The sequence below is a fragment of the Allosphingosinicella vermicomposti genome, assembly GCF_003012815.1.
In the GTDB taxonomy this organism is placed as follows: domain Bacteria; phylum Pseudomonadota; class Alphaproteobacteria; order Sphingomonadales; family Sphingomonadaceae; genus Allosphingosinicella; species Allosphingosinicella vermicomposti.
In genome coordinates this window covers 651978-669519 of the sequence record NZ_PXYJ01000001.1, presented here as the reverse complement: position 1 = coordinate 669519, position 17542 = coordinate 651978, and the positions used below count along the sequence as shown (strand labels likewise).

Annotated in this window: 15 protein-coding genes and 2 tRNA genes; 5 read left to right on the top strand and 12 right to left on the bottom strand. The window is 62.5% G+C overall.

What is annotated here, in order from left to right:
- Positions 1-45 precede the first annotated feature (45 nt).
- Positions 46-378, bottom strand: coding sequence for a hypothetical protein (locus C7I56_RS03265; protein WP_106639078.1), 333 nt, complete (start codon positions 376-378; stop codon positions 46-48).
- Positions 379-789: 411 nt separating this feature from the next.
- Positions 790-1095 carry a hypothetical protein gene (locus tag C7I56_RS12520; RefSeq protein WP_207789939.1) on the bottom strand — a complete coding sequence of 102 codons (306 nt, stop codon included), beginning with the start codon at positions 1093-1095 and terminating at the stop codon, positions 790-792.
- Positions 1096-1297: 202 nt separating this feature from the next.
- Here C7I56_RS12520 and C7I56_RS03255 point away from each other — a divergent pair, with 202 nt between their 5' ends.
- A complete protein-coding gene (locus C7I56_RS03255) occupies positions 1298-3520 on the top strand; it encodes an AAA family ATPase (RefSeq protein ID WP_158702980.1) in 2223 nt (740 codons plus the stop codon).
- 35 nt (positions 3521-3555) lie between these two features.
- On the opposite strand, the gene C7I56_RS03250 is transcribed toward C7I56_RS03255, so the two are convergent.
- A tRNA-Arg gene (locus C7I56_RS03250) sits at positions 3556-3632 on the bottom strand.
- Between the two features lie 81 nt (positions 3633-3713).
- On the opposite strand from C7I56_RS03250, the gene C7I56_RS03245 reads away from it, so the two are divergent.
- Positions 3714-4220, top strand: a complete 507-nt coding sequence (locus C7I56_RS03245) for a hypothetical protein (RefSeq protein ID WP_106639075.1) — start codon at positions 3714-3716, stop codon at positions 4218-4220.
- On the opposite strand, the gene C7I56_RS03240 is transcribed toward C7I56_RS03245, so the two are convergent.
- Genes C7I56_RS03240 through hemB form a run of 4 tightly spaced genes read right to left on the bottom strand, consistent with a single transcriptional unit; the run spans position 4207 to position 8516 of the window.
- Entirely contained in the window at positions 4207-4758 is a 552-nt protein-coding gene (locus C7I56_RS03240) for a gamma carbonic anhydrase family protein (RefSeq protein ID WP_106639074.1), read from the bottom strand. The two genes, C7I56_RS03245 and C7I56_RS03240, sit on opposite strands and share 14 nt — an antisense overlap.
- Positions 4746-5309, bottom strand: a complete 564-nt coding sequence (locus tag C7I56_RS03235; protein WP_106639073.1) for a GNAT family N-acetyltransferase — start codon at positions 5307-5309, stop codon at positions 4746-4748. The genes C7I56_RS03240 and C7I56_RS03235 overlap by 13 nt, the downstream gene beginning before the upstream one ends.
- Positions 5310-5311: 2 nt before the next feature.
- The gene (locus C7I56_RS03230; RefSeq protein ID WP_106639072.1) at positions 5312-7525 is read right to left on the bottom strand and encodes a fused MFS/spermidine synthase; all 2214 of its coding nucleotides are present in this window, start codon (positions 7523-7525) and stop codon (positions 5312-5314) included.
- Positions 7518-8516 (bottom strand): porphobilinogen synthase, encoded by a 999-nt coding sequence (hemB, locus tag C7I56_RS03225; protein WP_106639071.1) that lies wholly within the window; start codon positions 8514-8516, stop codon positions 7518-7520. The genes C7I56_RS03230 and hemB overlap by 8 nt, the downstream gene beginning before the upstream one ends.
- Positions 8517-8654: 138 nt before the next feature.
- Here hemB and C7I56_RS03220 point away from each other — a divergent pair, with 138 nt between their 5' ends.
- On the top strand, positions 8655-9590 hold the full coding sequence (locus tag C7I56_RS03220) for a diacylglycerol/lipid kinase family protein (RefSeq protein WP_199792312.1): 936 nt from the start codon (positions 8655-8657) through the stop codon (positions 9588-9590).
- Positions 9591-9722: 132 nt separating this feature from the next.
- Here C7I56_RS03220 and C7I56_RS03215 read toward each other — a convergent pair whose 3' ends face one another.
- From C7I56_RS03215 to C7I56_RS03200, 4 genes are all read right to left on the bottom strand, one after another.
- Entirely contained in the window at positions 9723-12590 is a 2868-nt protein-coding gene (locus C7I56_RS03215; RefSeq protein ID WP_106639069.1) for a valine--tRNA ligase, read from the bottom strand.
- A 168-nt stretch (positions 12591-12758) separates the two neighbouring features.
- Entirely contained in the window at positions 12759-13160 is a 402-nt protein-coding gene (locus tag C7I56_RS03210; RefSeq protein WP_106639068.1) for a DUF2497 domain-containing protein, read from the bottom strand.
- A gap of 14 nt (positions 13161-13174) precedes the next feature.
- A complete protein-coding gene (locus tag C7I56_RS03205; RefSeq protein WP_245409574.1) occupies positions 13175-14632 on the bottom strand; it encodes a TolC family outer membrane protein in 1458 nt (485 codons plus the stop codon).
- A 15-nt stretch (positions 14633-14647) separates the two neighbouring features.
- Positions 14648-15298 carry a protein-L-isoaspartate O-methyltransferase family protein gene (locus C7I56_RS03200; protein WP_106639067.1) on the bottom strand — a complete coding sequence of 217 codons (651 nt, stop codon included), beginning with the start codon at positions 15296-15298 and terminating at the stop codon, positions 14648-14650.
- A 189-nt stretch (positions 15299-15487) separates the two neighbouring features.
- Between C7I56_RS03200 and C7I56_RS03195 the strand changes: the two genes are divergently transcribed.
- A tRNA-Cys gene (locus C7I56_RS03195) sits at positions 15488-15561 on the top strand.
- An 8-nt stretch (positions 15562-15569) separates the two neighbouring features.
- Here the strand turns inward: C7I56_RS03195 and C7I56_RS03190 are convergent.
- A complete protein-coding gene (locus C7I56_RS03190; RefSeq protein ID WP_106639066.1) occupies positions 15570-16397 on the bottom strand; it encodes an ABC transporter permease in 828 nt (275 codons plus the stop codon).
- A 64-nt stretch (positions 16398-16461) separates the two neighbouring features.
- Here C7I56_RS03190 and C7I56_RS03185 point away from each other — a divergent pair, with 64 nt between their 5' ends.
- Positions 16462-17148 (top strand): GcrA family cell cycle regulator, encoded by a 687-nt coding sequence (locus tag C7I56_RS03185; RefSeq protein WP_106639065.1) that lies wholly within the window; start codon positions 16462-16464, stop codon positions 17146-17148.
- Positions 17149-17542 lie beyond the last annotated feature (394 nt).

Sequence of the window (17542 nt, the reverse complement as noted above, 5' to 3'; positions counted from 1 at the left end):
GCCGCAGGGTCGTCGCTACTATCGAAGTCGCCACTCCCATCCTCGCTATAGTAGCCTATTTCGAGATCCTTTCGGCCGCCCATCGAAAGCGTCACGACAGCTTTTGTAAGTAGTCGGATCATACGCGAAAGCCTTGAACCCATTGTAGCCGCCCATGCGGTTTTTGGCGTTGTATTCCCCGCACAAGATCATCTGCAAGGAACCGCCGACCGCTACCTGCTTGGTATGGATATTCCGAAGCTGGAGGCTGGATGGCTCCACCAAACGGGCTGCTAACACCTTCTTGGCTGAGGCAGCCATGCCTTCAACAGTTTGCGCGAGGGCGATCCCGCTGCCTAATAGGAGGGCACCGGCGAAAACCCGCTTCATTATTTTCATAGACATATTCCCGCGTTCGCCCGGCTGGTGCCGGGACGGTTAGTCACGCGCGAACACGGTAAGCACGCCCCGCTTATTGCCCCGAAGGGTATTGTATTTGGCGGGCCGCCCGACATGAGCGGACCCGTGTTCAGTGCGCGAATGCACACCCCACGCCGGTGACTAAGCCGTTGTGAGGCGAGAGTAGACTGGACGAGGATGACGCTAAGCGCAAGGCCCTTGACAAGGGAGGCGTTTTTTGTTAAACCTCATAGGCATCGCTTGTGAGGTTCTGTAAATTGATTTGCGCCGGACCTTGATCAGCTTCAATCAGCATACACAAAGGAACCGACCATGGCGGATCGGAAGGTGCCGTTGTTGGCCCTACAACGGATAGCGCGTGAGGCAGTCAGTAACGCTACATTTATATCGTCACTCCCCGCCGGGGAGAGTGCCGATGCTGCCATCCGACTTTTTCTCGACCGCCGCCGCGAGGAGATTGTAGCCGCCGCACTCAGGGCACTTGATGACTACGCGCTTGTTCTCCATCCGGAAGAAGTGTTGCGCCTCCTGTATGGAGAAGTTTCGGAGGAGGAGTTCGCCATCTTGGCCGCAGCGTAGGTCGCAGGCGCTGTAGCCTACCCCTTCGGAGTCCGCATGGCGGGGTGGGATCACAGTATCATGGTCCGGATAAAATACGTCTATGACCGACAGTCTTTCCGATTCTCTTCGAGACATTCTGAGCCCCTATAGGTTTAGCAGGGCACTCTAACTTCCGGGTTCCTATCACGCCAGTGTCCGAAATGGATGAGTAAGGCTGAAACGGTTTAGGCGCGTGTCATAGACAAGAGCGCTCAATTCTCAGATTCGTCAGAGAACGGGTATGCTGCTAATGGCTTAGCAACATGACTTAATCAGGCGCACGGGTCTGGGGGCTAAGGTGCTTACAGAAATCAAAGTTGCTAGCACAGCGAGCTATACGACAGCAGGTGCGCGCCTTGATGGCCTCAAGGCTATCAATTTTATTTTCGGCACGAACGGGACTGGCAAGACTACAATCTCACGTGTGGTTGACGATCCCGATGGGCATCCAACGTGCAGCCTCAGTTGGGTAAACGGGAAGCCGCTTGAGCGGCTGGTCTATAACCGCGACTTCGTCGCTCGCAATTTCGCTCCGCAACTTCGCGGAATTTTCACGCTCGGCGAAGCCGAGAAAGACACGCTGGAAAGGATCGACCGAGCTAAGGCTGATGTGAAGAAGGCTGAGGATACAATCAACCAGCTAGAGAACACGTTGGGTCTTCCGGATCAGTCCACTGGCAAACGGGCCGAGAAGAAGGCGCTGCGCGAAAAGTTGGAAGCCGACTGCTGGACAAAGATCAAAGGGAAGCACGACGCCCATTTCAAAGATGCCTTTTCGGGTCTCAGGAACTCGCAGTCGCGGTTCTGCGATCGAGTGCTACAGGAGCTTGCCCAAAATGGCGCGGCGCTGGAGGACATCAACACGTTAAAGGAGCGGGCTTCCAGCCTTTTTGAGCAGGGCATGGAGCGTTATGCCGCAATTCAGAATATTGATGCCACCGCATTGATCGAGGCGGAAGTCGAGCCCGTCCTAGCAAAGAAAGTCCTCGGGAAGGAGGATGTCGATGTTGCCGCGCTTATCACCCGCCTTGGAAATAGCGATTGGGTGAGGCAAGGGTTGGCCTATCTTGATGGAGCGGAGCAGTGCCCGTTCTGTCAGCAGGCTATCGAAAGTGATCTCGCGGAGCGGCTGAACGCCTATTTTGACGAAACCTTCCTTGCCGACACCCGCCAGATCGAGCGCATCGAGCAGTCTTACGGCTCGGTCGCGTCTACTCTCATAGAAAGCCTAGAAGCGATCGTTTCACTGGACAGCCGGCATATCGACGCAACGCGTCTCCGGGCCGACATTGATCGGCTTGTCACTCGACTGGAGTCGAACAAGCGCCTTATCGCGGCCAAGAAAAGGGAGCCCAGCACGCCAGTGACTTTGGAGCCGATCGGTGGGGCGGTTGCTGCGCTCGTTGGTCAGATCGACACCGCCAACGCAGTGATCGCGACGCACAACGCGCTGGTTGATAATCTTGCGACCGAACGCTCCAAGCTGATCGACGAAATCTGGAAGTACCTCCTCCACGAGAACGACGCGTTGCTTACGGCCTATACGACCGCAAAAAACGGCGTGGAGAGCGCGATTCAGTCACTCACCTCGCAGATCACAAGCAGGAGGCAGGACCTAGATACCGCCAAAGGCGAACTTCGCACCCTCGAAAAGAGCATAACGAGCGTCCAGCCAACAGTGGATGGGATCAATGCACTGCTTTCGTCCTTCGGCTTTACGGGCTTTAGGCTCAGGACCACCGGTGAACGCAATCACCTCTACGAGATCGTTCGGGACGATGGTGAAAATGCCACTGACACGCTCAGCGAGGGCGAGCGAGGCTTCGTCACTTTCCTCTACTTCTACCACCTCCTACGCGGCAGCACCTCTGAGTTCGGCATGAGCGCCGAGCGCGTGGTAGTGTTCGATGATCCCGTATCCAGCCTCGACAGCGACGTTCTCTTTATTGTCAGTGCGCTCATCAAGCGGGTCCTTAAGGAAGCGTGCGAGAACAGCGGGCAAATCAAGCAGGTGTTCGTCCTCACTCACAACATCTACTTCCATAAGGAGGTGTCGTTCGACTCCAAGCGAGGTGTCGAATGTCGGGCTCATGAGACCTTTTGGATCGTCCGGAAATCGCAAGGACAGTCAGAGGTGACGAGCTTCAACACCAACCCCATCAAGACCTCCTATGAGCTGCTTTGGGAAGAAGTCCGCAACCCCAACAGGTCCAGTTTGACCATCCAGAACACCTTGCGGAGAATCGTCGAGAACTACTTCAAGATTCTCGGGAGCGTGGACACTGACGACATCATCGCTCGATTTGAGGGTAAGGATCAGCAGGTCTGCGCGTCGCTCTTCTCGTGGGTGAATGATGGATCGCACAGCGCGCACGACGATCTCTACGTCTCGGTCGATGAGGGCGTGGTCGAGCGCTACCTAGATGTCTTCAAGCATGTCTTTGAGAAGACCGACCACAAGGCACACTACGACATGATGATGCGGAGCAGTGAGGCGGGGCCGATAACCATGCCCGCTTAAGGACTTGGTGCGTTTGCGCCATAATACCGGGAAAATGGCGCGCCCGAAAGGATTCGAACCTCTGACCCCCAGATTCGTAGTCTGGTGCTCTATCCAGCTGAGCTACGGGCGCGCGGTGAGAGGGGCCATAGGGCGAAGATTTGAGGGGCGCAACCCCGTTGCTGATAAAAGCGCGCGGCTTTAGTAAAAAGCCATGATCCATCGCCCTGTTGCCGCGCTTAGCGCCGCCATCGCCGCTCTCACGCTTTCCGGCTGCGCCAAGCCAGGCGACTTCCCGTCACTCGCCCCCCGCGCGGTAGAAAGCGAAGGGGCAGGCCAGCCCGTGCCCCCTCCCCCGCCCGCCCCCGCCGAACCCGCGCTCGCCGCGCGGATTGCCCAATTGCGCGCCGAGGCTGAGGCGGGACAGGGTGCCTTCGCTGCTGAAGCGCCCGCAGCGCGCGCCGCCGTGGCAAAGGCCGGTGCGAGCGGCAGCGAAAGCTGGACGGTCGCGCAGCAATCGGTGTCGAGGCTCGAAGCCGCGCGGAGCCTGACGACGACAGCACTGACGGAGCTGGATCGAATCGCGATTGAGCGCGCCAGCCGCCCGACCAACCCGGATGATTATGAGGCGTTGATGGCGGCGCTCGAAACCGCGCGGGCGCTCGCGGACGCACAGAAAGCGGAAATCGAACGGCTGACGGGCGCGCTTAGCGGCGCCTGATCGCCTGGGCATGAGCCTTGGCGAGCTCCACATAGTGCGCGACGCCCGCCTGCTGCGCCGCCAGCCCCTCGTGCGGAATTTCGCGTAGCTGCCGGGCCGGGCGCCCCGCCCAGAGCTGCCGCGCGGGTATCGTCTTGCCGGGCGTCAGCATCGCGCCCGCCGCCAGCATGCCGCCGCTTTCGACCGTGCAGCCGTCCATGACGATCGATCCCAATCCCACGAAAGCACGATCGTGAAGCGTGCAGCCATGGACCATCGCCATATGGCCGATCAGCACATCATCGCCGATGATCGTGGGATTGCCCTCCGGCAGACCGGGCTTTGGCGAATCGCAATGGATGATCGTGCCATCCTGCACATTGGTGCGCGCGCCGATCCGGATGCGGTTCACATCGGCGCGGATCACCACATTGTACCAGATCGACGCCTCCGGCCCGATCTCCACATCGCCGATAATCCGCGCGCCCGGCGCGACGAAGGCCGTAGGATGGATCACCGGCGTTTTGCCGCCGAAGGGAATGATCGTCACGCCGTCCATTCGTTCCTGCCGATTTCGTAGATGATCGTGGGGTTGAGATCGGGGCCGAAGCGGGGATCGTCGTAATCGAGATCGGCCCGGCGCCGCATGCCCAGCCGCTTCATCAGCCCCCAGCTCGCTTCATTCTTCTGAAAGGTGATGGCGACCACCCGCTCTGCATGAAGCGTATCGAAGGCGAAACTCAAGGTGGCCGTGGCGGCTTCCTTGGCATAGCCTTGGCCCCAGGCATCTTCCCGGAACCGCCAGCCTGCTTCGACCTCACCCGTCACGCTGCTGCCCGCGCCGTCGGCAATCTTCAGCCCGCAGAAACCGAGGAAGGCGCCGTCTTCCCGCCGTTCGACGACCCAGAAGGTGAAGCCGCGATCCTCCTGCCAGCGGGCAAGACGTGCCGCGACCTCGTCATAAAAGGCCCGGCTTTGCACCCCGCCCAGCCAGCGCATCACCGCTTCGGTGTTGCAATGAATGTGAAAGGCGTCGGCATCCCCCTCCCGCCAGTTGCGGAGGACAAGGCGCTCCGTTTCGATCGCGACAGCGCCGGGCGTCCTCTCCATCCCTAATCCTCCCAAGCCTTGAGGAGCGGTAGGATGCTTCCGAAATCGTCGGTCCAGCCGTCGAAGCCCGGCCGCTCCAGGATATCCTGCCAGCCTGTTCCCTCGGCACTTTCAGCGCGGAGACCATCAATCGTCGCACCGTCGCGGCTCAATGCGATCCAGAGGGAAGTCGTCGCATGCTCCGCCTCCTCCGCGTCATTGGGCGAATAGGTCATGAGCGTCGCCTGCCAGCCGCCGTCCCGCGCCGCCTTCGCGATCACCGGTTCGAGCTCGATATAGCGGTTGGAGATGTGGAAGAGCGCGATGCCCTTTTGCTGCAACGCGCGCCCATAGACCTGCAAAGCCTCCCGCGTCAGCAGGTGCATCGGCACGGAATCCGACGAAAAGGCGTCGATCGCCAGGATGTCGAAGCCTTGCGGCGGCTGCTCCGTCAGGCGGATGCGCGCGTCGCCAAGCACGATCCGCGCATCCGGCGCGCAATTGGCGAGGAAGGTAAAATAGCCGCTGTCGCGCGCCAGCCGCGCCATCTTCGGATCGATCTCGAAGAAGGTCCAGTTCTGCGCGGGCCTCTTGTAACAGGACAAGGTGCCGGTCCCGAGCCCGACGACCCCGATCCGCGCTTGCGGGCCGTAAAATTCCTCCGCCCGCGACATAATCTGCCCGACGCCGGATTTGGGCGCATAATAGGTCGTGGGCGCGGTCAGACGCCCCGGGCGCATATCCTGAAGGCCGTGCAGCGTCGTGCCATGGGTCAGCACCCGCGCCTCGCCCCGATCGCCGACCGAAAAGACGCCGAAATAGCTGCGGATCCGCGTGTCGTAGCGGGAGATATTCAGGATCGCCCACCCGCCATGGCTCAGCATCAACGCGCCGAGGAGCACGGCAAACAGTGCGCGCCTGCCCATCGCCGCCACCGCCGCGAGGGCGATCACCGTCGTAGCGGCAAGCGACCAGAAGGGCGAAACCTCCGGCCGGAGCTTGGTATCGGCCGAAAAGGACAAGGCAAAGGCGATGATGAGCACGGCCGCGATGACCGGCGCACGCACATTTTGAAGGCCGCTCCAGACCGCCCTTTGCGGCACCAGAAAGGCGGCGGCCAGGATCAGGATTGGATGTTCGTACGTCCAGTCGAAGATCGCGGGCGCCAACAGCGCGCAGAACAGCCCGCCGAGCATCCCGCCCACCGACATGACAAGATAGAATGTCGTCAGTCGATCGGCCGCAGGACGCAACCTATAGAGTTCGCCATGCAGCGCCACCGCGATGGTGAAAAGAAGAACGAGCCCGAGCAAGGCGAAGAGGAAGACCTGTTGGCTCCCGTCGAAGAAAGCGAAGCCGCCGCCCAGCAGGATCAGGACGGGCGCGATCTGCGTGATGAAATCGGTTGGCCCGCGCCGCGTCGCAAAGGCGATGACGAAGCTCAGCAGATAAAGCGCGAGCGGCACCACCCAAAGCAGGGGCATCGCAACGATGTCGGTGGTGAGGTGCGTCGTCGTCGACAGCATCAGGCCAGACGGCACCGCCGCCAGTGCCATCCAGTACAGGATTCGGCCCCGCGAGGGAGCAGGGGTGCGCGGCTTTTCGTCATGCGCGACATTGGGCACGTGGCGCAAAGTCGCGGCACAGGCGGCAAGCATCACGGCAAGGAGTGCATAGCCCCCCGTCCACAGCCAGCTCTGCGCGTGAAGGCTGAGGAAGGGTTCGACGAGCAAAGGATAGGTGATGAGCCCGCCGAAACTGCCAAGGTTCGACGCCGCATACAGGGCATAAGGCTCCCCACGGTCGCTTTCCAGCGCATACCAATGCTGCATCAGCGGCGCCTGCGCGGATACGGCGAGGAAGAGCGGCCCCATCGACGTGACGAGGAAATAGGGCACCCACAAAGCCGGCGACATTTCGGCGGGCGGAATAGCGGCGTTAAGCCCGATCGGCAGCCACAAGGCCGCGATCGCGAATAGCGCCAGGTGAAGCCCCGCCTGCTGTCGCGGTGCCTGCCTCGCGAGCCAATGCGCCCAGCTGTAACCGGCGAGCAGCAACATCTGATAGACCAGCATCGCGCTGTTCCAAACGGCGGGCGCGCCGCCGAGCCGGGGCAGCGCCATGCGCGCGATCATCGGCTGGGTGAGGAAGAGCAGGAAGGAGCCGACCATCACGGTCGCCACGAAAAGCGGCCGAGCGAAACGCTCCGCCGGACGCACCGCTAGCGCATCAGCCATTGGCAAGAAGCCGTGCGGCATGGGCGGCATGGTAGGTGAGGATGCCCGATGCACCCGCCCGCTTGAAGGCGATCAGCGTTTCGAGGACCAGCGCATCGCGATCCCCCATGCCCGCTGCGGCCGCAGCCTCGATCATCGCATATTCGCCGGACACTTGATAAGCAAAGACAGGCACTTCGAAGCGGTCTTTCACTTTGGCGACGATGTCGAGATAGGGAAGCCCCGGCTTCACCATCACCCAATCGGCGCCCTCGGCAAGATCCAGTGCCACCTCCCGCAACGCCTCCTCGGCATTGGCCGGATCCATCTGATAGGTCTTCTTGTCGCCCTTCAGGAGGCCCCTCGAACCAACGGCATCGCGGAACGGGCCATAGAAAGCCGAGGCATATTTCGCGGCATAGGCCATGATACGGACGTTGACATGGCCATCCGCCTCGAGCGCTGCGCGGATCGCGCCGATCCGGCCGTCCATCATGTCCGACGGCGCAACCACATCGGCCCCCGCCCGCGCCTGGACCAGCGCCTGCTCGACCAGCATTTTGCTCGTCTCGTCATTCAGCACATAGCCCGCATCGTCGGTGATGCCGTCATGCCCGCTCGCCGTATAGGGATCGAGCGCGACGTCGGTCAGGATGCCCACCTCCGGCACCGCGTCCTTCACCGCCTTGATCGCGCGGCACATGAGATTGTCGGGGTTGAGCGCTTCTTCACCCCGCTCGGTCCGAAGGTCGCGCAGCGTGTTCGGGAACAGAGCCAGGCAAGGAATGCCAAGATCGCGTGCTTCCCGCGCCCGCTCGACGAGCCGATCCACCGACCAGCGCGACACGCCCGGAAGGGTCGCGATCGGCTCCTCCACCCCCTGCCCATCGGTGACGAAAAGCGGCCAGATCAGGTCGGATGGCGTGAGAACGGTTTCCGCGACAAGCGCCCGGCTCCAGGCTGCTGAACGGGAGCGGCGCATGCGGAGAGCGGGAAAGGAAGCAAGGCTCATGGCGGCGGGTCTAATGGGTTTGCTGCGCGGAGGCTAGCCGCCCCATCTCCCACCCCGTCCCCGGCGAAAGCCGGGGTCTCGGGACGAGTAAGGCGCGTTTTCGTCACCAAATTCCAGCTTTCGCCGGAATGACGGAATATGTGGGGCACCAAAACCCTTTCAGTCAGTTGTGCCGCTGTGGAAACGAACCGCCCCGTCCCCCGTGAAGCCGTGCTCATCGTCAACGCCCATAGCCGGCGCGGCGAAGCTTTATTTCATGATGCCAAGACAAAGCTTGAGGAAGCAGGCATCCGCCTCATCGCCGCGCACCCTGTTAAGAAGCCGCGCGACTTGAACGGCACTGTCAAACGGGCGGTGCTCGAAGGCGCGCCGATGGTGATCGTCGGCGGAGGTGATGGATCGCTTTCGTCAACCGTGGACGACGTCGTCGGGCGCGATTGCGTGTTCGCGCTCCTTCCCTTGGGCACTGCCAACAGCTTTGCGCGCACGCTCGGCATCCCGCTCGACCTTGACGGCGCAATCAATGTGATCGCGACCGGTCAGCGTCGACGGATCGACCTCGGCATCATCAACGGCGACTATTTCGCGAATTGCGCGGCCATGGGCCTCTCCCCCATGATCGGCGAGGGCATCCCGCACAAATTAAAGCGCTATCTTGGCCGTGTCGGCTATCTCATGTGGGCGCTCTGGTGTTTCATCCGCTTCCGCCCCTTCCGCCTGACGGTGAATGACGGCGAGAAGAAGCGGCAGCTTTGGGTCACCGAAGTGCGCATCGCCAATGGCCGCTATCATGGCGGCGTCGAACTGATCGAGGGGGCGGATATCGAAAGCGGCGAAATCGTCGTTCAGGCCGTCACGGGCCGCAGCAGCCTGCGCCTCGCCTGGGATTGGTTCGCCAAATATTTCAAGCTGCCCCGCCGAGAGGCCGTGGCCGAAGAATTTCACGGAGCGCGCATTGAAATCGATACCCGCCCCCGCCAGAAAATCTCGATCGACGGCGAAGTGCTGGCGAAAACCCCCGCCGTCGCGGAGGTCGCGCATCGGGCGATCGAAGTGGTCGTCCCACGCACCTGACCCCTAACGTCGTTCCCAAGCCACACGTGATTCCAACACCATCCGTCATTCCGGCGAAAGCCGGAATATCATGACGAAAACACGCTTTATTCGTCCCGAGGCCCCGGCTTTCGCCGGGGTGACGACAAGGCCTCATCCCAATCGCGCCAGCGCAGCACCGAGCCGTTCAGCCTCGGCCGCCTTCTCCGCATGATCGGCCCGCGCCTTTTCCACCGCTTCCGGCTTTGCTTTCTCTACGAAGGACGGATTGTTGAGGCGTCCAGCAAGACTGTCCCGCTCCTTCTCCGCCGCCGCAATCGCCTTGGCGAGGCGTGCACGCTCGGCCTCAAGGTCGACGACATCGCCAAGCGGCAGGACAAAGGTGGCCTCATCGACCACGATCTGCAGCGCGCCGCCCGAGGGCGCATCGCCTCCCGCCTGATCGACACGCGCAAGACGCGCCAGAACAGCCCCCTGCTGCGACAGCCGCGCGGCAGTTTGCGCAGACGGATCGCGCGCATAAACGGGCAAACGCGCACCCGGAGGTACGTTGAGTTCCGTCCGCGCCGCGCGGATTTCGCTCACCAGCCGGATCAACCAGTCGATTTCCTGCGCCGCATCCGGATCAATCGCGCGCGCATCGGCCATCGGCCATTTCGCGACGATCAATTCATGATCGCGCTGCCCCATCTTCGACCAGAGTTCCTCGGTGATAAAGGGCATGAACGGGTGGAGCATGACCAAGATCTGATCGAGCACCCAGCCCGCCACGGCTCGCGTTTCGTCCACCTCGCTCCGTTCGCCCTGAGCCTGTCGAAGGGCTGCCTTTCCTTCCCCATCACTTGGAGAAGAGGACAGGGCTTCGACAGGCTCAGCCCGAACGGTGTCCTTCTCTGTAGAAAGCACCGGCTTGATGAGCTCCAGATACCAGTCGCAGAAGCGGCTCCACACGAACTGGTAAATGGTGTTCGCTGCCTCATCGAAACGAAGCTCAGCGAGCGCAATATCGAGCGCCTGGACGGTCGCCACGACTTCCGCGACAATCCAGCGATTGACGGCCAATGTCGCCGCAGGCGGCTCAAGATGGGCGCTCGCGCCGATGCCGTTCGATTGGCAGAAGCGCGCGGCATTCCACAGCTTCGTCGCGAAGTTGCGATAGCCCTCGATGCGCTTCTCATCCATCTTGATGTCGCGGCCCTGACTTTCCATCGCCGCCATGAAGAAGCGCAAGGCGTCCGCGCCATATTTGTCGATGAGGCCGAGCGGATCGACCGTATTGCCCTTCGATTTCGACATCTTCGCGCCATCAGCCGCGCGAACAAGTCCGTGGAGATACAGGGTCTTGAACGGCACTTCTTTCATGAAGTGCAAGCCCTGCATCATCATCCGCGCATCCCAGAAGAACAGGATGTCGAAGCCGGAAATCAGCACATCGTTCGGATAGCGTCCGCCGAGCTGCCTCCCCCCGCCGTTCGTTTCGAGCGAAGTCGAGAAACCTTGTTCATCGCCCGCCAGACGCTTCTCGACTTCGCTCGAAGCGAACGGGGTGGATTGTGGGTCCGGCCAGCCGAGCGTCGCAAACGGCCAGAGGGCGGAGGAGAACCAGGTGTCGAGCACGTCCGGGTCGCGGCGAAGCGTGGCGCCCTCGCCTGCCTCAGCCTGCGCTTCGGCCTCCGTCTCGGCGACATAGACCTTCCCCTGATCGTCATACCAGGCCGGGATCTGATGCCCCCACCAAAGCTGGCGGGAGACGCACCAGGGCTGGATATTCTCCATCCAGTGGAAATAGGTCTTTTCCCAGCTCTTGGGCACGATCTTGGTCTTGCCGCTCGTCACCGCCTCAATTGCGGGCTTGGCGAGCGTTGCGGCGTCGACATACCATTGGTCGGTCAGCCACGGCTCGATCACCACGCCCGAACGGTCGCCGAACGGGGTCTGGATCGTGCGCGGTTCGGCGTCATGCTCGACGCCGTCCTTGTCGACATGCGGGACGAGGAAACCGCCCTCCTTCAAACGCGCTACCACCAGGCGGCGAGCGTCCTGATCGGCCTTCGGATCGTTTGCGGGCAGGCCGATGAGATCGTCGGGAATGTTCCCACACTGGATCACGCGCGCCTTGGCATCCAGCATGTTGAGCATGTCGGCGGGCTTGATGCCTGCGCGCTTACCGACTTCGAAGTCGTTGAAATCATGCCCCGGCGTGATCTTCACCGCACCGCTCCCGAGCTCCGGATCGGCATGTTCGTCGGCGACGATCGGGATCAGGCGGCCGGTGATGGGCAGCCGCACCTGCTTCCCGATCAGCGCCTTGTAGCGCTCGTCATCGGGGTGGACGGCAACCGCCATGTCGGCGAGCATCGTTTCGGGCCGCGTCGTCGCCACCTCGATAAAGCCGCTGCCATCCTCAAGCGGATAGCGCAGCCGGTAGAATTTGCCCGCGACCTCGCGCGTTTCGACCTCAAGGTCACTGATCGCGGTGCCAAGGCCCGGATCCCAATTGACCAGGCGCTTGTCGCGATAAAGGAGGTTCTGGCGGTAAAGCTCGACGAACACCTTGAGGACCGCTTTCGAAAAGCCCTCGTCCATCGTGAAGCGTTCATTCGCCCAATCCATCGAGCAGCCGAGACGGCGAAGCTGACGCGTAATCTCGCCCCCGCTTTCCTCCTTCCACTCCCACACCTTTCCGATGAATTCGTCGCGGCTGAAGTCGGTGCGTTTCTGCCCCTTTGCATTCAGCTGCCGCTCGACCACCATCTGCGTCGCGATACCGGCATGATCGGTGCCGACCACCCAGCGCGCATCCTTGCCCTTCAACCGCGCGTGGCGGACCAGGATGTCCTGCAGCGTATTGTCGAGCGCGTGGCCGATATGGAGGCTGCCCGTGACATTGGGCGGCGGATTGACCAGCGTCCAGGGCTCGGCGCCGGGTCGTTCGGGCGCGAACAGCCCCTTTTCTTCCCAATAAGGATACCAGCGGGCCTCGATCTCGGCCGGGTCGAACGTCTTTGGAAGGTCGGTCATGATATGGCGTTAGATTTTGCCGGGGCTAATCGCAACCATCCTCATGCCCGGCCCACTCGCCCCTCCACATAACCGCTAGCCCTGAGCCTGTCGAAGGGCGTGTGCAACCCGCGATTCCCTCGCCCTTCGACAGGCTCAGGGCTAGCGGCTTAGAATAGCTTAAGGAGGCTAAAGATCGCGCCCGGTAATCCGCGCGATCTCGCGGCGGACGAGTTCCTCGACCATGTCGGGGAGCCGCTCGTCCAGCCACTGCTTCAGCAGCGGACGCAGCATCTCGCGCACCACCGCCTCCAGCGGCCCCTCGCCCGCGGCAGCGAGCGGGTTCTGTTGGCTGACTTCGGATAATGCGGCCAACGCCTGGCGGCTCGATTGCGCGGCGCTTTCCGACAGCATTGGTTCGCCAGTGATCACGGGCTGGTTCAGCTCCAGCACATCGTCCTCGCCTTCATCCTCCGCATCCGCGGCCCGCCCCCCACGATTGCGCGGCACAGGCGGCGGCACGTCTTCCGCGATCACCTTTTTGATCGAGGCGAGGATTTCTTCCATGGACGGATCATAAGTGTCAGCCATGGCGGGCTTATCGCTTATTGCGCGGGCGGAGTCACGGGGCTTGTTGCCTGATCGGCCGGCCCCACCACAACCGTGCGGGTTGCCACCGGCTGCGGCGTTTCATCGTCCGACCAATCCGACCAGCGGCGCGACACGCGATCGTAATTCGCGACCGGATCGTAGAGCGCCGTGCCACCGTCGAGGTTCAGATCCTCGATCTCCGCCTGCCCCATCGCATTGAGGAGGCCGAAGCCGGCGACATAGGCATCGCGGCGCGCGGTAACCAGCTGCACCTGGCTGTTCAGCAATTCCTGTTCGGCGTTCAGTACGTCGAGCACGTTGCGTGTGCCGACCGTCTGCTCGGCGCGGGTGCCTTCCAGCGCCAGGCTGTTCGCCGACACCGCAACCTCGTTCGATTCGATGGCATCCAATGCAGCGCGATAGGTTGCGAACGCCGCGCGAGTCTGCGCCACAATGCCGCGCTCAATCTCGACGCCCTGTTCCAGAAGCTCGCTCTGTAACGCCTGCGCCTGCCGCACGCGGGCGCTGACGGCCCCGCCCTGATACAAAGGAAGGCGCGCTTGGACGCCGACGCCCGTCGATGTTTGCGTGTTCGAAACCGTGCTGCCCGATCCGAACTGATCGTCGGCCGTGCCGAGGTAATTGACGGCCTGCCCCGTGCCCACCGCAGACACGGTCGGCAAACGCCCCGCCCGCGCCACGGCAACCTGACGGTCCGCAGCGCGAATCTGCGCCGCGATGGCGACCAGATTGGCATTGTTGGCAAGCGCGACGTCAACCGCATGATCGGCGGTCTGCGGCAGCTGCGGCAAAGGCGGCGGCGGCTGCAGGTCGCCCGGAAGGGCGCCCGTGACCCGCCGGTAATTTTCTTCGCTGGTCGTCAACCGACCCTGCGCAAGTTCCAGATTGCTCCGCGCCAGCGCCAGCCGGGCTTCGGATTGCGCGACGTCGGTACGCGTAAGATCGCCCACCTCGAACCGGTCGCGCGAGGCTTGCAGATCGGTTTCCAGAACGCGAACCTGATTCCGATTGAGTTCGACGATCGACCGGTCGCGGATAACGTCCATGTACACACTCACCGCGTCGGTGAACACATCGCCTTCGGTCGCGCGCAGATTGGCGCGGCCCGCAAGCACGCGTTCATCCGCCGCACGGATATTGTTGCGCACCGCCCCGCCCGCGAAGAGCGGGTATTCAAGGTTCACCGTCGCGCTCAAGTTGCGCCCGGTCCCACCGCCGGTCTGGGTCAGATCCTGGTTGAAGCCTCCGGTCGCGCTGACGCCGGGGCGGCCCGCCGCACGGGCGATCGCAACATCTTCGTCGAGCCCGCGCAGCTGCGCGCGTGCGCCGGTCAGCGTCGGGTTGCTGTTATAGGTCCGGACGAGTGCCTCGCGGAGCGTTTCGGCCTGGGCTCCGCCGCCCACCACCAGCGCCATCGCGCTCGCCGCCATCAAGAAACCAGCCCGCATCATTCGCACTCCGCGTAATTAGAAACTGAATGCCCGCGCTTTTTCAAAGCCCGGAAGAATAGCCGCCGCCGCGTCCGAATAAGCGGTCAGCCCGAAGCCTTCGCCGCCCTTGCGGCCGATCGACAGGCGCGCAACGCCGTCTTCCAGCATCGCGACTGCAATCCGCCCGCCATCGGCAAGCTGATCGATGATGGCCTGCGGGATCGTTTCCACCGCGCCGTCGATCAGAATGATGTCGTAAGGAGCGCCTTTCTTATGGCCTGCGCTCAACGGCCCTTCGATCAGCTTGACGTTCGTCCCCGCCAGCGCCTTGGACGCGAACGATGCGAGCGCCGGATCCTCTTCAACCGCCACGACGGAGGGCACCAACTGGTCGAGCACGGCCGCAGCATAACCCGTCGCCGCGCCGATCACGAGCGCCCGGTCGGCCGGTCGGGGCGCGCTTTCGGAAAGCAGGCGCCCCAAGGCCATCGGCGTATTGAGCTGGCGCCCGCCGCCAAGATCGGTCAGCGCATCGGCATAAGCCAATGCCTGGCGCGCAACCGGAACGAACCGTTCGCGCGGAACCTCGCCCATCGCGGCAACCACGCGCGCATCGCTCACCCCGGTCGTCCTTAGCTGGCTCGCCACCATAGAACGGCGCATCTGCTCGAAATTCTGTTCGGTCATCGAAAGCCCTATTCGCACAACTGTTTTACAAGTGCAATACACTGAGATGGTTTTCGGCTTCTACCCGCTCGCCAATCGCAGGCCAAGCGCGTTTCATGCAGCGTCAGGATGAATAGGGCCCGAACCGGGGTTGAGCCGTCAACTGCCGGGTTGACTTGGCCTTGAAAGGCCCGCACATGCGCCGACGGCGGCCCGATGGCGGAGTGGTTACGCAGAGGACTGCAAATCCTTGCACGCCGGTTCGATTCCGGCTCGGGCCTCCAGCCGTCTCCTAATTTTTCAGCTTCCACCCGCTCCGCAGCAAGGCGTAGCACGCGGCACAAAGCGCGATATTGATGGCGAGCAGCAGGATGCCGCCGAAGAGAACAGGCGAATCCGCCTCCTTCAAAAACCCGTACCGGAAGCCTGATATCACGTAGAAGAACGGATTGGCGTGGCTCACTGCCTGGAAAGTAGGCGCAAGGCTCTCGATCGAATAGAATGTGCCGGACAGCAGCGACAACGGCGCGACCACGAAATTGGTGACCGCGGCGGCATGATCGAACTTCTCTCCCCAGATGGAGGTAAGGAGACCGAAGAAACCCAGCATCATCGCGCCCATCAGGCCGAACCAGATCATGGCAAGCGGATGGAGCGGCGTCACGTGAACGCCCGGCCATAACGCCATGGCGAGCCACACCGCGCAGCCGACGAGAATCGCGCGCGTCACCGCCGCGCCGATCAATGCCGCGATCAGTTCGCCTGTCGACAGCGGGGGCATCAGATAATCGACGATCGTCCCCTGGATTTTACCGACCAGCAGGGAAAAGCTCGCATTGGCGAACGCATTTTGCAGCATCGCCATGATGATGAGGCCCGGCGCGATGAAATCTGCAAAGGGCACACCCATGATCCGCCGCCCGCTTCCGCCCAGGGCAACGGTGAAAATCACCAGGAACAGCATGGTTGTAACCGCTGGCGCCCATACGGTTTGAAGCTGGACCTTGAAGAAACGCCTCACCTCCTTCACATAGAGGGTCTTGAGGCCACCCCAGTTCACGTTCCGGATAACGGGGACGCCGGGGGCGGTCCTGACCCAATTTGAAGGTTGGTCGTTCATGGCGCCGTGGCTAATACGGGACGCAGTGGGCCGCAAGCCGTGAAGCGGATTATAAGGAAACAGAATGTCTTGGACCGATGAACGGATCGATCGCCTGAAGGAATTGTGGTCAAAAGGAATGACCGCGAGCCAGATCGCCGAGGAATTGGGCGGGGTTTCCCGCAACGCGGTGATCGGCAAGGCGCATCGCCTCGGCCTCCAGTCGCGCCCCTCGCCGGTGAAGGCGAACGAACCGGCCGCAGCCAAGGCGAAGAAGGCGAAGGCACCTGCCGCCGCTCCGGCAGCGCCTGCCCCCAAGCCCGCCATTGCCGCGACTCCGACGCCCAAGCCTGCGCCCGCACCCGTCGCTTCCGCTCCGGCCCCGCGCCCCGCTGCATCGCCCCAGGCAGGATCGAACGCCGCGCCTGAGTCGCAGCCCATCATCCGCTCGATCGGCCCGGGCGGCTTCATCCGCCAGACGCCGAGCGAGCAGCAGACCCCGATCCCGCCCGCCCCGCCGCGTCGCCTTGTGCCCGCCAAGCCGAGCGCCGAGGTCGCCGACAAAACGAGCCTGCTCGATCTCAACGAAAAGATCTGCAAATGGCCGATGGGCCATCCGGGTGAGCCGGACTTCCATTTCTGCGGCGCACCGTCCAATCCGGGCTTCCCTTATTGCGTCCAGCATTGCGGCGTAGCCTATCAGGCCCAAATGCCCCGCCGCGACCGCCGCCCGCCGCCGCCTCTACCCTTCGGCGGCCCGCGCATCCGCTAAGCCTAACCTATTCCACCGCCGCTAATCCTGAGCTTGTCGAAGGGCGTGTGAAACGCACGATCCCCACGGACTTCGATAGTTCAGCCCTGGCGGGATTGGAAACAGTTGGGAGCAACGGCAAGGCACCAGCTCAATCACCCCACCCCGCTAGGGCTGAGCCTGTCGAAGGGCGTGTGAAGGGTACGTGACTCACGGACTTCGACAAACTCAGCCGTAGCGGTATGACAAGGCTCGCAGCCCTCTTCCGGGGCCCCAATGCCCTTTTTAGCCCCCCCCCCCAGCAGTTACCCCACCCCGCTAGCCCTGAGCCTGTCGAAGGGCGTGGGAAGGGCACGATGCCCACGGGCTTCGACAAGCTCAGCCCTGGCGGTGATAAAAAACAATAGAGCCTGTC